At 70.7% G+C, this 13472-nt stretch carries 11 protein-coding genes; 9 read left to right on the forward strand and 2 right to left on the reverse strand.

Annotated features, from left to right (window positions below; all coding sequences use genetic code 11):
* Positions 1-51 precede the first annotated feature (51 nt).
* Both ACIBVN_RS20500 and ACIBVN_RS20505 read left to right on the forward strand, forming a co-directional pair.
* Complete coding sequence (locus ACIBVN_RS20500; protein WP_397138538.1) at positions 52-933, forward strand: DMT family transporter; 882 nt, start codon at positions 52-54, stop codon at positions 931-933.
* A gap of 26 nt (positions 934-959) precedes the next feature.
* Positions 960-2612 carry a fumarate hydratase gene (locus ACIBVN_RS20505; protein WP_397138540.1) on the forward strand — a complete coding sequence of 551 codons (1653 nt, stop codon included), beginning with the start codon at positions 960-962 and terminating at the stop codon, positions 2610-2612.
* 216 nt (positions 2613-2828) lie between these two features.
* Here ACIBVN_RS20505 and ACIBVN_RS20510 read toward each other — a convergent pair whose 3' ends face one another.
* Positions 2829-3017, reverse strand: a complete 189-nt coding sequence (locus tag ACIBVN_RS20510) for a DUF5999 family protein (RefSeq protein WP_349448448.1) — start codon at positions 3015-3017, stop codon at positions 2829-2831.
* Between the two features lie 397 nt (positions 3018-3414).
* Here ACIBVN_RS20510 and ACIBVN_RS20515 point away from each other — a divergent pair, with 397 nt between their 5' ends.
* From ACIBVN_RS20515 to ACIBVN_RS20530, 4 genes are all read left to right on the forward strand, one after another.
* Positions 3415-3798, forward strand: coding sequence for a superoxide dismutase (locus ACIBVN_RS20515; protein WP_397138542.1), 384 nt, complete (start codon positions 3415-3417; stop codon positions 3796-3798).
* 70 nt (positions 3799-3868) lie between these two features.
* On the forward strand, positions 3869-4981 hold the full coding sequence (locus ACIBVN_RS20520; RefSeq protein WP_397138544.1) for a serine/threonine-protein kinase: 1113 nt from the start codon (positions 3869-3871) through the stop codon (positions 4979-4981).
* 35 nt (positions 4982-5016) lie between these two features.
* Entirely contained in the window at positions 5017-6810 is a 1794-nt protein-coding gene (locus ACIBVN_RS20525; protein ID WP_397138546.1) for a protein kinase, read from the forward strand.
* 47 nt (positions 6811-6857) lie between these two features.
* Complete coding sequence (locus ACIBVN_RS20530; protein WP_397138548.1) at positions 6858-8243, forward strand: class II fumarate hydratase; 1386 nt, start codon at positions 6858-6860, stop codon at positions 8241-8243.
* On the opposite strand, the gene trpD is transcribed toward ACIBVN_RS20530, so the two are convergent.
* On the reverse strand, positions 8240-9292 hold the full coding sequence (gene trpD, locus ACIBVN_RS20535) for an anthranilate phosphoribosyltransferase (protein WP_397138550.1): 1053 nt from the start codon (positions 9290-9292) through the stop codon (positions 8240-8242). The two genes, ACIBVN_RS20530 and trpD, sit on opposite strands and share 4 nt — an antisense overlap.
* Before the next feature lie 240 nt (positions 9293-9532).
* On the opposite strand from trpD, the gene ACIBVN_RS20540 reads away from it, so the two are divergent.
* From ACIBVN_RS20540 to ACIBVN_RS20550, 3 genes are read left to right on the forward strand one after another with little or no spacing between them, the layout of a single operon-like run.
* On the forward strand, positions 9533-10285 hold the full coding sequence (locus tag ACIBVN_RS20540) for a 3-hydroxybutyrate dehydrogenase (protein WP_397138552.1): 753 nt from the start codon (positions 9533-9535) through the stop codon (positions 10283-10285).
* Positions 10270-12129, forward strand: coding sequence for a helix-turn-helix domain-containing protein (locus tag ACIBVN_RS20545; protein ID WP_397138554.1), 1860 nt, complete (start codon positions 10270-10272; stop codon positions 12127-12129). Before ACIBVN_RS20540 ends, ACIBVN_RS20545 begins: the two co-directional genes overlap by 16 nt.
* 55 nt (positions 12130-12184) lie before the next feature.
* The gene (locus ACIBVN_RS20550; protein ID WP_397138556.1) at positions 12185-13459 is read left to right on the forward strand and encodes an MFS transporter; all 1275 of its coding nucleotides are present in this window, start codon (positions 12185-12187) and stop codon (positions 13457-13459) included.
* The last annotated feature ends 13 nt before the right edge of the window (positions 13460-13472 follow it).

Raw genomic sequence — 13472 nt, forward strand, 5'->3', positions numbered from 1 at the left:
GCGGGACATTGGACTGTTTGTGCGAACCATTGTCTCCCTAGCATCCTTCGCATGAGAAGCGGCATCGTCGGGGCTGCCTCGGCCATGTTCCTCGTCGGGACGCTGGCCGGGGTGTCGGGACTCGTGGACGGCTATCCCATATACGGCGGACAGGCGGTCCGGTATCTCGCGGCCTCGGTCGTTCTGCTCCTCGTGACGCGAGCGCTCGGCCTGCGGTTCGTCCGGCTCACCCTGCGCGAGGCCCTCTGCCTGGGCGGGCTCACCATGCTCGGCCTGGTGATCTTCAACGTATGCGTGGTCGAGTCGACCCGCGCCGCCGGGCCCGCTCTGGTCGGGACCGTGCTCGGCACCGTGCCGCTGGCCCTCGCGCTGGCCGGTGGCCGCCCGGCGCCCCGCCTGCTGGCCGGGGCCTGCGTGGTGGTGGCCGGGGCGACGCTGGCCACCGGGCTCGGCAGCGGCAACCTGCCCGGACTGATGTGGGCCCTGGGCGCGCTCGTGGGCGAGGTGAGCTTCTCCATGCTGGCCATCCCGCTGCTGCCGAAGCTGGGGGCGATCAGGGTGTCGGCCTACTCGACGGCGCTGGCCGTGCCCCTGCTGGCCGTGGCCGGGCTGGCGGATGACGGGATGGCTGGGATGTTCAGGCCGCCGACCTGGGCGGAGGTGCTCGGGTTCGCGTACCTGGCGGTCGTGGTGACGGTGGTGGCGTTCTTCCTCTGGTACAGCTCGCTGCCCAGGCTGGGCCCCGGCCGGGCCGGGCTGTTCGCGGGGCTCATCCCGGTGGGCGCCATCGTGACGGGGGTGGTGCTCGGGGTCGCGACGCCGTCCGCGTACGACCTGCTGGGCGCGGGGCTCGTGATCGCGGGCATCCTCGTGGGCCTGACCGCGGAACGGTCACGGGCGGTCTCTGAAGTGCCCGCACCGGGAGGCGCGTAATCTCTTGGGGGATCGAAAGGATGGACATGGGCGACTTCGACTACACCGACCTGCTGCCGCTGGGAGCCGATGAGACCGAGTATCGGCTGATCACATCGGAGGGGGTGCGGAAAGTCGAGGCGGCCGGGCGTACGTTCCTCGAGGTCCAGCCGGAGGCGCTGCGGCTGCTGACCGAGACGGCCATCCATGACATCTCCCACTTCCTGCGGGCCTCGCACCTCGCCCAGCTCAGGAAGATCGTCGATGACCCCGAGTCCAGCGGCAACGACCGGTTCGTGGCGCTCGACCTGCTCAAGAACGCCTCCATCTCCGCCGGCGGCGTCCTCCCCATGTGCCAGGACACCGGCACCGCGATCGTCATGGGCAAGCGCGGGCGCCACGTGCTGACCGACGGGCTCGACGCCGAGCACATCTCGCGGGGCGTGTACGACGCGTACACCAAGCTCAACCTGCGTTACTCGCAGATGGCCCCGCTGACCATGTGGGACGAGAAGAACACCGGCGACAACCTGCCCGCCCAGATCGAGCTCTACGCCGAGGACCCGCACGGCCATCCGGACGAGTACAAACTGCTGTTCATGGCCAAGGGCGGCGGCTCGGCCAACAAGTCGTTCCTGTACCAGGAGACCAAGGCCGTGCTCAACGAGAAGCGCATGATGGCCTTCCTGGAGGAGAAGATCCGCTCGCTGGGCACCGCTGCCTGCCCGCCGTACCACCTGGCCGTCGTCGTGGGCGGCACCTCCGCCGAGTTCGCGCTGAAGACCGCCAAGTACGCCAGCGCCCGCTACCTCGACTCGATCCCCACGGAGGGCTCGGCCTCGGGGCACGGGTTCCGCGACCTGGAGATGGAGGCCAAGGTCTTCGAGCTGACGCAGAAGCTGGGGATCGGCGCGCAGTTCGGGGGCAAGTACTTCTGCCACGACGTACGCGTAATCCGCCTGCCCAGGCACGGGGCGTCCTGCCCGGTGGCCATCGCGGTCTCCTGCTCGGCCGACCGCCAGGCGCTGGCCAAGATCACGCCTGAGGGCGTCTTCCTGGAGAAGCTGGAAACCGACCCGGCACGCTTCCTCCCGGAGACCACCGACGAACACCTCTCGGACGACGTCGTGCAGATCGACCTCAACCGGCCCATGCCCGAGATCCTCGCCGAGCTGACGAGATATCCGGTCAAGACCCGCCTCTCCCTCACCGGCCCTCTCGTGGTCGCCCGCGACATCGCCCACGCCAAGATCGCCGAGCTCCTGGACAACGGCGGCGAGATGCCGCAATACATGAAGGACCACGCCGTCTACTACGCCGGACCGGCCAAGACCCCCGAGGGGTACGCCTCCGGCTCGTTCGGGCCGACGACCGCCGGGCGGATGGACTCGTACGTGGAGCGCTTCCAGGCGGCGGGCGGATCGATGGTCATGCTGGCCAAGGGCAACCGGTCCAAGCAGGTCACCGAGGCCTGCCAGGAGCACGGCGGCTTCTACCTGGGGTCCATCGGCGGGCCCGCGGCGCGGCTGGCGCAGGACTGCATCAAGAAGGTCGAGGTGCTGGAATATCCGGAGCTGGGGATGGAGGCGGTCTGGAAGATCGAGGTGGTGGATTTCCCGGCGTTCATCGTGGTGGACGACAAGGGTGATGACTTCTTCACCGACCGCACCGGCCCGGTCCTGACCATCGGCCGCCGCTGAACCGACGCGATGCCGGGCCGCCGTCGCCCTCGAGGGCCGGCGTCCCGGAGAACCGAACGACCACCGCGGGCGACGCGCCTCCCGAGCCCCGTCCCCGCGGCCGGCTGTGGGCGCGAGCCGCGGTGGTGGCGATGCGGCAGAACCCTCAGCCGTAGAAGGTGAGTCGCGGGGGGTGCGCCGGGAGGACGGCGCGGGGGGCGGGAAGCGAGTAGACGTTCACGCGGCCACCGGGGACCGGTGCGGTGCCACGACGGTGCCGTCGGGCAGCAGCAGACCGGTGTCCTCGAACAGCACGACGCCGTTGCAGAGCAGGCTCCAGCCCTGGTCAGGGTGGGCCGCGATGACGTGCGACGCCTCACGATCGGGCGAGTCGGCGCTGGGGCAAACGGGGTAGTGACTGCACATCGCGCACCTCTCAGATTGCGCTCCTGATTCCTGGCATTCAAAAGGGCAGCGGGCGCCCCGATGGCGTGCGAAGGTCCAGCGTGGTGGCTCTGGTCGACCTCTTGGGCCGGCGGCGAACCTGGGTCTGGCGCATCTTCATCACGTCCCTCAATAGCCTGTCGTTAGTGGTGGAACCTGGCGTACACCCTCAGTCTGACCGTCTGGACCGACAGTTTGCGGGCCTTTGGGAGAACGCCTTCTCTCTTGGCTGTACCATGCTCCGCCCCCCTTACGGCACCCTTACAAGCTGCTGACAGCATCCCTGAAGTTCCTGACAGTCAGCCTGCCGTACGCCTGAAAGCCCCCTACCAGGCATCATGCACATTTATCTGCGACACAGGTGTGCCGGACGACACACATGCCCGGCGAGCTGCGCAAACGCGCTCGAGAAAGTTGGGCGGGGAAGCTGGCCGAGGCCCGCGACAAGGCCGAGTTCTCGAACCTGGTGGGCCTGGAGAAGACGTTCGCCTTCAACCTGTCCGGGCACGTACTGCACTCGATCTTCTGGGAGAACCTGTCACCGGACGAGCCGCTCAGGGACGCCATCGACGAGCAGGTCTATGACCACCATGGCAACGTCGGCATGAACACCACTCCGCTGCTGGTGTTCGACGCCTGGGAGCACGCGTACTACCTTCAGTATCGCAACGTCCGCCCGGACTACGTCGAGAAACTGTGGGACCTCGTGAACTGGGCCGATGCGGCCAGGAGGTTTGCTGACGTGACGAGTCAGGCAGGTTGACTTAAGTTCGCAACAATTTATCGGCCGCGCCTCTACTGGTCGGTTTACACAAATAGGTAAGCTGCCAGGCATGCGTGCGCCCTCTGGTTACCTACTCGCCGCGCGCTACCGGCTTGTGGAGCCGGTTGGCCGCGGTGGCATGGGCACCGTTTGGCGAGCGCATGACGAGCTGCTCGACCGCGAAGTGGCGGTCAAGGAGGTGCGCCTGCCGTCCGTGCTCGACGAGGAGCTGCGTGCCGAGCTGTGCGCGCGGACCGAGCGCGAGGGCAGGGCGACCGCGATGGTCGCGCACCCGTCGGTCATCACCGTCTTCGACGTGGTCACCGAGGACGACCGGCCGTGGATCGTGATGGAGCTGCTCCGGGCCAAGTCCCTGGAGCAGCTCATCCAGGAGGAAGGACCGCTCCACCCGCGCAGGGCCGCCGAGATCGGCCGGCAGATCCTCGGGGCGCTGCGCGCCGTCCACGCCAAGGGCATCCTGCACCGCGACGTCAAGCCGAGCAACGTGCTGGTGACCGAGGACCGCGCGGTGCTCACCGACTTCGGTCTGGCCGCACTCGAAGGTGACGTTTCCATCACCCAGGTGGGCATCGTTCTCGGTTCCGCGGGCTACATCGCTCCAGAGCGGTTGCTTGGTTCGAAGGCCAGCCCCGCGGGGGATCTGTGGTCGCTCGGCGCGACCCTCTACACCGCCGTCGAGGGCAGGGGTCTGCACGGTCGCCGTACGGCCGCCGCCGCGCTCGCGGCGCTCACCAGTGGCGAGCCGATCCCGATGACCAAGGCGGGGCCGCTGGCCCCCGTGCTTGACGCGCTGCTCAGGATCGATCCGCAGACCAGGCTCGACTCCGTACGGGCCTCGCTCATGCTGGCCAGGGTGGCCGCGGGAGGCTCGGCCGAGGAGCCCCTGCCTCCGCGCAAGTCCATCCGGATGGGCACGTCGACCATCACGCCGCCGTCTTTCACACGCAGGCCCGCGCATCGCGGGCTGCACAGGGCGGACGTCACCACGACAGCGCTGTCGGTCCCTGCGCCGCGGCTGGAACGCAAGCCCGGTGAGGGCGTGCACAGGAGACGTGTCGAAGCGCGGCCGACGCCGTCCGCTTATGCCCGTTTCAAAGCGGCGGTGATAAAGTTGTGCCTTCCTCGACGGTTCTGGCCAAGAGAACTTCGCAAGCGAGGTTAAAGCACTTCCCAAGCGAGAATCGATATCTTCTTCTCATGCCGGAACAGCAGACCCGCCTGCTCGCGGAGCGCTACGAGCTCATAGCCCCGCTCGGCCGGGGGACCATGGGCACCGTGTGGCGCGCCCGCGACCGCGCGCTCGGGCGCGAGGTGGCGGTCAAGGAAATCCGCCAGGACCCCGGTCTCACCGAGGAACAGCGGACCGAGCTGCGCGAACGCATGGTCCGTGAGGGGCGCATCGCCTCACGCATCAACCACCCCTCCGTCGCCGCCATCCACGACGTGCTGATCCAGCACGACAGCCCGTGGATCATCATGGAGCTCATCGAGGCCCGCTCGCTGGAGCAGGTGGTCGAGGAGGAGGGGCCGCTGCCGCCCCGGCTGGTGGCCGAGATCGGCGTGGATCTGCTCGGGGCGCTGCGCGCCGCGCACGCCCAGGGCATCACCCACCGCGACGTCAAGCCGGGCAACGTGCTCATCACCGAGAGCGGGCGCGTGGTGCTGACCGACTTCGGCATCGCCAAGGCCGAGGGCGACTCGCGGCTGACGAAGACGGGCATGGTGATCGGCTCGCCCGGCTACACGGCTCCGGAACGTGCCAGGGGTGAGTACACCGGCCCCGAGTCCGACATCTGGTCGCTCGGGGCGACTCTGTACTTCGCCGTCGAGGGTCGGCCCGCGTACGAGCGGGCCACGATCGCGGAGACGCTGGCGGCGCTGCTCACCGAGAGCGCCGACCCGCCCACGCAGGCGGGGCAGCTGCGCCCCGTGCTGAACGGGCTGCTGAGCAAGGACTACCGGCAGCGGCTCGGCGCTGCCAAGGCGGAGACCCTGCTGCGCATGGTCGCCGACACCCCCACGAGCGAGATGCCGGTGCTCACGGCGGAGGCTCTGATGGCGCAGGAGGCTGCCGTGCCCGATCCGTTCGCCGCCCCCAAGAACCCCGCCCCTCCCCAGCCTCCCGCTCCCGCGGGTCAAGGCCGTCCCGGTGCCCCAGGACCTTGGGGTCCGGCCGCCGCTCCGGGGATGCAGCGGCCTGCCGGGCCGGGCGGCCCGATGCCCGCAGGACCCGGTGGACGACCGGTGGGTGCTCCCGCCCGTCCCGCGCCTGGAGGGCCTGGCGGCCCAGTGCCCACAGTCCCCGGTGGAGCCGTACCTGCCGGGCCGGGCGCGCAAAGGCCCACCCGACAGGGACCCGGCGGTCAGGGACCCGGTGGACAGACGCCCGCTGGACAGGCGCCCGGTGGACAGGCGCGTGGACGACAGGGGCCGGGGCAGCGACCGGTTCCGGGGCCCGCCTCGGGGGCGCAGGGGCCGAGCGGCCCCAACGCGCCCACCGTGCCGCGGGTCACCCCGCCGGTTTATCCCCCGCCTGGCGGCGTGCCGCAGACCGGCGCCTTCGCCACCCCGGGCGCCTCGTCCCCTGAGGCGGCCTACGACCCCGAGCGGACGGTCAGCATCGCGCGGCCCAAAGGACCGCTCCCCCCGGCCACCGAGCGGGCACAGCCCCCGCGGCAGCCGACCGACGAGGGCGCCGTCGCCACCCAGCGCATCCAGCTCCCGAAGTCGCCGGGCCAGCAGGTCTATCCGCTGCCCGGGTCGGCGACGGGCCGGCCCCAGCCCGCCTCCCAGCCGCAGCAACCGCCGGTCACGCCGCAGCCGCAGGTCCCGCATCAGGGGAAGGGCCTCGGCACCGACCTGTTCGCCATCGCGGGGAACCCGGAGCAGAAGCCCGCCGGCCGCCGCAACGGCATGCTGGTGCTCATGACCGTGGCCGCCGTCGCGGCCGTGGTGATCGCCGTGCTCATCGTGGCCCTGTTCTCCGCCTGACCACCCGCGCCGCGGCGAGCGCGCGGCCGTGGGTCAGACTGGAAGTCATGAGCGAGTTCAGAATCGAGCATGACTCGATGGGCGAGGTACGCGTGCCGTCCGGCGCCAAGTGGCGCGCGCAGACCCAGCGGGCAGTGGAGAACTTCCCGGTCTCGGGACGCCCTCTTGAGCCGTCCCACATTGCCGCGCTCGGCCTGATCAAAGCGGTGGCCGCCGAGGTGAACGGCGAGCTGGGCGTGATCGACAAGGACATGGCCGAGGCCATCGCCCAGGCAGCGGCCGACGTCGCCGAGAACGAGCACGACGCGCACTTCCCGATCGACGTCTTCCAGACCGGCTCGGGCACCTCGTCCAACATGAACGCCAACGAGGTGATCGCGACGCTGGCGGAAGAGCGCCTCGGCCGTCCCGTGCACCCCAACGACCACGTGAACGCCTCCCAGTCGTCCAACGACGTCTTCCCGACCTCGATCCACGTGGCGGCGGCGACCGAGGTGACGTTCCACCTGCTGCCCTCGCTCCAGCACCTGGCGGCGGCGCTGCGGGAGAAGGCGATCGAGTTCGACGGGGTGGTGAAGTCGGGGCGCACCCACCTGATGGACGCGACCCCGGTGACGCTCGGCCAGGAGTTCGGCGGGTACGCCGCCCAGATCGAGCACGGGGTCGTACGTGTCTCCGCGGCCCTCGAGCACGTGCTCGAGCTGCCCCTGGGCGGCACCGCCGTCGGCACCGGCATCAACACCCCGCCCGGCTTCGCCCAGGAGGCCATCGCCAAGCTCCGCGAGGCGACCGGCATCCCGTTCGTCGAGGCCGGTGACCACTTCGAGGCCCAGGGGGCACAGGACTCGATCGTCGAGCTGTCGGGACAGCTCAAGGTGGTGGCCGTCTCGCTCACCAAGATCGCCAACGACCTCCGCTGGATGGGCTCGGGCCCGCGCGCGGGGCTCGGCGAGATCAACCTGCCCGACCTGCAGCCCGGCTCGTCGATCATGCCCGGCAAGGTCAACCCGGTGATCCCCGAGGCCACGACCATGGTCGCGGCCCAGGTCATCGGGAACGACGCGGCGATCACGTTCGCCGGCGCGTCCGGCAACTTCGAGCTGAACGTGCAGCTCCCGGTCATCGCGCGCAACATCCTGGAGTCGATCAGGCTGCTGGCGAACGTGTCGCGGCTGCTCGCCGACCGCTGCGTCGCCGGCATCACGGCCAACGTCGAGCGCCTGCGCGAGTACGCCGAGTCGTCCCCGTCGATCGTCACCCCGCTGAACAGGTACGTCGGCTACGAGGAGGCCGCGAAGATCGCCAAGCAGGCCCTGGCCGAGCGCAAGACCATCCGCGAGGTCGTCATCGAGCGCGGCCACGTGGCCGGCGGCACCCTGACCGAGGAGCAGCTCGACGCCGCGCTCGACGTGCTGTCGATGACCAGGCCCTAACGATCGGGCGCTGATGCCAGTGCCTGGGTGGCTTCGGCCCAGCGGGTGAGCAGGGACAGCGCGGCGCCGGAGTCGACCGCGTCCGCGGCGTGCTTGTAGGCGGCGCCCAGGGCTGCCGTGAGGTCGGGCGCGGGCGGCGTGCCGTCCGCGGCCACCACGGCGGCGGCCGCGTTGAGCAGCACGACGTCGCGCACCGGCCCCTGCTCCCCGGCGAGCACCGCCCGTGCCACGGCCGCGTTGTGCCGGACGTCGCCGCCGCGCAGGTCGTCTGGGCGGGCCCGCGGGATCGACAGGTCGGCCGGGTCGAAGGCGGTACGCGTCACGGCGCCGCGGCGTACCACCCACACCGTGGAAGGGCCCGAGGTGGTGAGCTCGTCGAGCCCGTCGTCGCCTCTGAAGACGAGCGACGAGCCGCCGCGCTCGGCCAGCACGCCCGCGATGACCGGCGCCGTCCCGGGATGGAAGACGCCGACCGCCTGGGCGGGCGGCAGCGCGGGGTTGGTGAGCGGGCCGAGGAAGTTGAAGACCGTGGGGACACCCAGCTCGCGGCGCGGCCCGGAGGTGCGCCTCAGCCCGGGGTTGAACGCGGGCGCGAAGCAGAACGTGATGCCGACCTCGTCCGCCACCCTGACCACGGCCGCCGGCGGCAGGTCGATGACCACGCCGAGCTCTTCGAGCACGTCCGCCGCGCCCGCCATGGAGGAGGCGGCCCTGCCGCCGTGCTTGACCACCTTGACGCCCGCGGCGGCGGCGACGATGGCGGCCATCGTGGAGATGTTCACCGTGTTGGCGCGGTCGCCACCGGTGCCGACGAGGTCGACGGGATCGCCGGAGACCCTGATGGCGGCCGACCTGGACAGCATGCCGTCGGCCAGCCCGGACACCTCCGCCACGCTCTCGCCCTTGGCGCGCAGCGCGACCGCGAACGCGGCGATCTGGGCGTCCGTCGCCGCCCCCGTGATGATCTGCTCCATGGCCCATCTGGCCTGGCGGGTGGTGAGCGACCTGCCCTCGAGCAGCGTGGTGAGCAGTGCAGGCCAGGTGGTCATGGTGTGCGCCCCTTTCGTCAGTGCTCGACGGGCGCGCCTGTGACATGCCGACGGCCGCCTCGTCGAGGCGGCCGTAGTGCGTATACGCCGGGAGGTCCGCCTAGGAGGCGGGCCACCACTGGGACGAATACGCGATCATGCGCTCAACATAGCAGACTCCGGTGATCCACATAGAACGGCGCTCATCTATGTCGCCCGCACCCATGCGTCGAAGCGCGGTCACCGCCTAGGGTTCGGGGTATGGCGAAGGAGCTGACGGGGCGGACCGCGCTTGTGACGGGGGCGGGCGGCGGGATCGGGGCGGCCTGCGCCCGGCGCCTGGCCGCCGAGGGGGCCAGGGTGCTGGTCGTCGACATGCGGGCCGAGCCCGCCGAGAAGGTGGCCGCCGAGATCGGCGGACAGGCCGTGGTCGCGGATCTGAGCGATCCCGGCTTCGTGGGGGCGCTGCCCGACGAACCGGTGGACATCGTGGTGAACAACGCCGGGTTCCAGCACGTCTCGCCGATCGAGGAGTTCCCGCCCGAGGTCTTCTCGGCGATGCTCAAGGTGATGGTCGAGGCGCCGTTCCTGATCGCGCGCAAGGTGCTGCCCGGCATGTACGCCAAGGGCTGGGGCCGGTTCGTGCACCTCTCGTCCGTGCACGGGCTGCGTGCCTCGCCGTACAAGTCGGCCTACACGGCGGCCAAGCACGCGCTGGAGGGCTTCTCCAAGGTCGTGGCGCTCGAAGGGGCGCCGCACGGGGTGACCTCGACCTGCGTCTGCCCCGCGTACGTGCGGACCGGGCTGGTCGAGGCGCAGATCGCCGACCAGGCTAAAGTGCACGGCATCGAGCCGGACGAGGTCGTGGAGAACATCATGCTGCAGCCCGCCGCGATCAAGCGGCTGATCGAGCCGGAGGAGGTGGCGGAGCTGGTCAACTACCTGTGTGGCCCCGCCGGGTCGTTCATCACCGGTGTGTCGCTGCCTGTGGACGGCGGTTGGACGGCGCGCTAGTGGCCAGACGATTCCTCGAACTGCTGGCCAGGGAGGCCTCCGCGGTCGAGTTCGAGGGGCCGATCATCGAGGCCAGGGCAGCCGGCGCGGATCCGGCCACGATCGAGGAGCTGGAGCAGGCCAAGGTCGAGGCGCTCAGGGTGCGCGAGCTGCTCAAAAGGCGTGCCAGGCGCGAGGCCGAGCTGTCGGCGCTGTACGACACGGCCGGCGACCTTGCGGCGCTGCGCGACCTCGACGCCGTGCTCGAGGCCATCGTGCACCGGGCCAGGCAGCTCCTGGCCACCGACGTCGCCTACATGACGCTGCACGACCCCGAGCAGGGCGACACGTACATGCGGGTCACCGACGGCTCGATCTCGGCCAAGTTCCGGGCGTTGCGGCTGGCCATGGGGGCGGGGCTGGGCGGGCTGGTGGCGCAGACGGCCGTGCCGTACTCGACCGCCGACTACTTCGCCGACGCCAGGTTCCGGCACAAGAACGACATCGACGAGGCCGTCAAGGAGGAGGGCCTGGTCGCGATCCTGGGCGTGCCGCTGCGGCTGGGCCAGCGGGTGATCGGCGTGCTGATGGCGGCCAACCGCAGCGCGCGGCCGTTCCACCAGGAGGAGGTGTCGCTGCTGGCCAGCCTGGCGGCGCACGCCGCCGTCGCGATCGACAACGCCAGGCTGCTGCAGGAGACCAGGAACGCGCTGGAGGAGCTCTCCCAGGCCCACAGGATCGCCAGGGAGCACGGCGACGCCGTGGAGCGGGGCGCGCTGGCCCACGACAGGATGACCTCGCTGGTGCTGCGCGGCGGCGGGATCGAGGACGTGGCGGCCGTGGTGACCGACGTGCTCGGCGGGTCGCTGGCCGTGCTCGACGACCTGGGGCGGCCGCTCACGGGCGACGTGGGCGAGCTCGATTCAGGCGTGTTCGAGGCGGCGCAGGCGTCCAGGGCGCTGGGGCGCACCGTGCGGCGGGGCGACCTGCTGATCGCGTCCGTGGACGTCGGCGGCGAGCCGCTGTGCACGCTGATCCTGCGCAGCGACGACGCCGACGAGCGCATCCTGGAGCGGGCGGCGCTGGTGTGCGCGCTGCTCCTGCTGTTCCGCAGGAGCGTGGCGGAGGCCGAGGGCCGGGTCAGGGGCGAGCTGCTCGACGACCTGATCTCCCGGCCCGACTCCCCCGGGCTGACCGACCGGGCACGAAGGCTGGGCGTGGACCTCCACGCGCCGCATGTCGTGGTGGTGGCCAAGCACGGCGGGCAACGGGAGCGGGCCGCGTTCTGGGCCTCCTCGCAGGCCGCGCTGCGGCACGGGCTGGCGGCGGGGCGGGGTGACGAGGTCGTGCTGCTGTTGCCCGGCGAGAACGCGGGCCGCATCGCGCAGAACGTGGCCGCGGAGCTGAGCGCGTCGCTGCACAGCACGGCCACGGCGGGCGCGGCAGGAACCGCCGTCGAAGGGAACGTGGCCGGCGCCTACCAGGAGGCCCGCAGGTGCGCGGAGGCGCTGATCGCACTGGGCCGGGCCGGTGACGGCGCGAGCGCGGCCGAGCTGGGGTTCGTGGGGCTGCTCGTCGGCGACGGCCGTGACGTGCGCGGCTTCGTCAGCAGGGTGCTGGGCGCCGTGACCGACTACGACGCCCGCAGGGGCACCGCGCTCGCCGACACGATGGCCGCCTACTTCGGCTCGGGCGGCTCACCCTCCCGTACGGCCGAGGCCATGCACATCCACGTCAACACCGTCACACAACGGCTCGACCGGATCGGCAAGCTCCTCGGCGACGGCTGGCTGGAGCCGGAGCGCGCGCTCGAGATTCAGCTCGCGCTCCGCCTGCACCGGCTCGGCCACACATCCACCCCATAGACTGTGGGCTCCGGCCCCATATGAGTGATGCCGGTCACTCCCTACCGTGACCGGCATGGCCACTTCCATCAAGAAGATCGTCGCCGCGAGCCTGATCGGCACCACCATCGAGTGGTACGACTTCTTCCTGTACGGCTCGGCAGCCGCCCTCGTCTTCAACAAGCTCTTCTTCCCCGAGTCCGACCCGCTCACCGGCACGCTGCTGGCGTTCCTCACCTACGCCGTCGGATTCATCGCACGCCCGCTCGGCGGCCTGATCTTCGGCCACTTCGGCGACCGGCTCGGCCGCAAGACGCTGCTGGTCGTCAGCCTGCTGACGATGGGCGCCGCGACGTTCCTGATCGGCTGCCTGCCGACGTACGAGACCCTGGGCCCGGCCGCGGCGCTGTTGCTGACCGCGCTCAGGCTCGTGCAGGGCTTCGCGCTCGGCGGCGAGTGGGGCGGCGCAGTGCTGATCGTCTCCGAGCACGGCGACACGGCCCGCCGCGGCTTCTGGGCCTCCTGGCCGCAGGCCGGCGCCCCCGGCGGCAACCTGCTGGCCACCGGCGTGCTGGCGGCCCTGGCCGCCTGGCAGTCGGACGAGGCGTTCCTGGCGTGGGGCTGGCGGGTGCCGTTCCTGCTGTCGGGCGTGCTCGTGCTGATCGGGCTCTGGATCCGGCTGACGATCAGCGAGTCGCCGGTGTTCCAGCAGGCCCCGCCGGAGAAGGCGCCGCCCATCAAGGGAGTGTGGCGCTACCACCGCAAGGACGTGCTCACCGCGATCGGCGCGCGCCTCGCGGAGAACATCTCCTTCTACCTCCTCACCGTCTTCGTCATCACGTACGCCAAGTCAGTCAAGATCGAGAACTCCACCGTGCTGAACGCGGTGCTGATCGCCTCGGCCATCCACTTCATCACGATCCCGATGTGGGGCGCGTTGTCCGACCGGATCGGCCGCCGCCCGATCTACCTGGCGGGCGCCGCCGGGATCGGGGTGTGGATCTTCGCGTTCTTCCCGCTCGTGGACACGGGCAACTTTTTGGTGATCACTCTCGCCGTCACCGTCGGCCTGCTCTTCCACGGCATGATGTACGGCCCGCAGGCGGCCTTCTTCTCCGAGCTCTTCGGCACGAGGATGCGCTACACCGGCGTCTCCATCGGCGCGCAGCTCTCGGCGATCGTGGCCGGCGCGCTCGCCCCGATCATCGCGGTCGCGCTGCTGAAGAGCTACGGGAGCAGCGTGCCCATCTCGGCCTACCTCGGTGTGGCCGCGCTGCTCACCCTGGTCGCGGTCTACGCCGCGCGCGAGACCCAGGGCCGCGACCTGGCCGAGAGGATCCACGCGAAATGAAGGTCCGCACGCT

Source organism: Nonomuraea sp. NPDC049400 (genome assembly GCF_044466425.1).
In the GTDB taxonomy this organism is placed as follows: Bacteria; Actinomycetota; Actinomycetes; order Streptosporangiales; family Streptosporangiaceae; genus Nonomuraea.

Excerpts from the sequence above, each read along its gene's own strand:
- ACIBVN_RS20525 (WP_397138546.1), top strand. The coding sequence starts at position 5,017 with ATGCCGGAACAGCAGACCCGCCTGCTCGCGGAGCGCTACGAGCTCATA.
- ACIBVN_RS20520 (WP_397138544.1), top strand. The coding sequence starts at position 3,869 with ATGCGTGCGCCCTCTGGTTACCTACTCGCCGCGCGCTACCGGCTTGTG.
- ACIBVN_RS20515 (WP_397138542.1), top strand. The coding sequence starts at position 3,415 with ATGCCCGGCGAGCTGCGCAAACGCGCTCGAGAAAGTTGGGCGGGGAAG.
- ACIBVN_RS20530 (WP_397138548.1), top strand. The coding sequence starts at position 6,858 with ATGAGCGAGTTCAGAATCGAGCATGACTCGATGGGCGAGGTACGCGTG.
- ACIBVN_RS20505 (WP_397138540.1), top strand. The coding sequence starts at position 960 with ATGGGCGACTTCGACTACACCGACCTGCTGCCGCTGGGAGCCGATGAG.
- trpD (WP_397138550.1), bottom strand. The coding sequence starts at position 9,292 with ATGACCACCTGGCCTGCACTGCTCACCACGCTGCTCGAGGGCAGGTCG.
- ACIBVN_RS20540 (WP_397138552.1), top strand. The coding sequence starts at position 9,533 with ATGGCGAAGGAGCTGACGGGGCGGACCGCGCTTGTGACGGGGGCGGGC.
- ACIBVN_RS20550 (WP_397138556.1), top strand. The coding sequence starts at position 12,185 with ATGGCCACTTCCATCAAGAAGATCGTCGCCGCGAGCCTGATCGGCACC.
- ACIBVN_RS20510 (WP_349448448.1), bottom strand. The coding sequence starts at position 3,017 with ATGTGCAGTCACTACCCCGTTTGCCCCAGCGCCGACTCGCCCGATCGT.
- ACIBVN_RS20500 (WP_397138538.1), top strand. The coding sequence starts at position 52 with ATGAGAAGCGGCATCGTCGGGGCTGCCTCGGCCATGTTCCTCGTCGGG.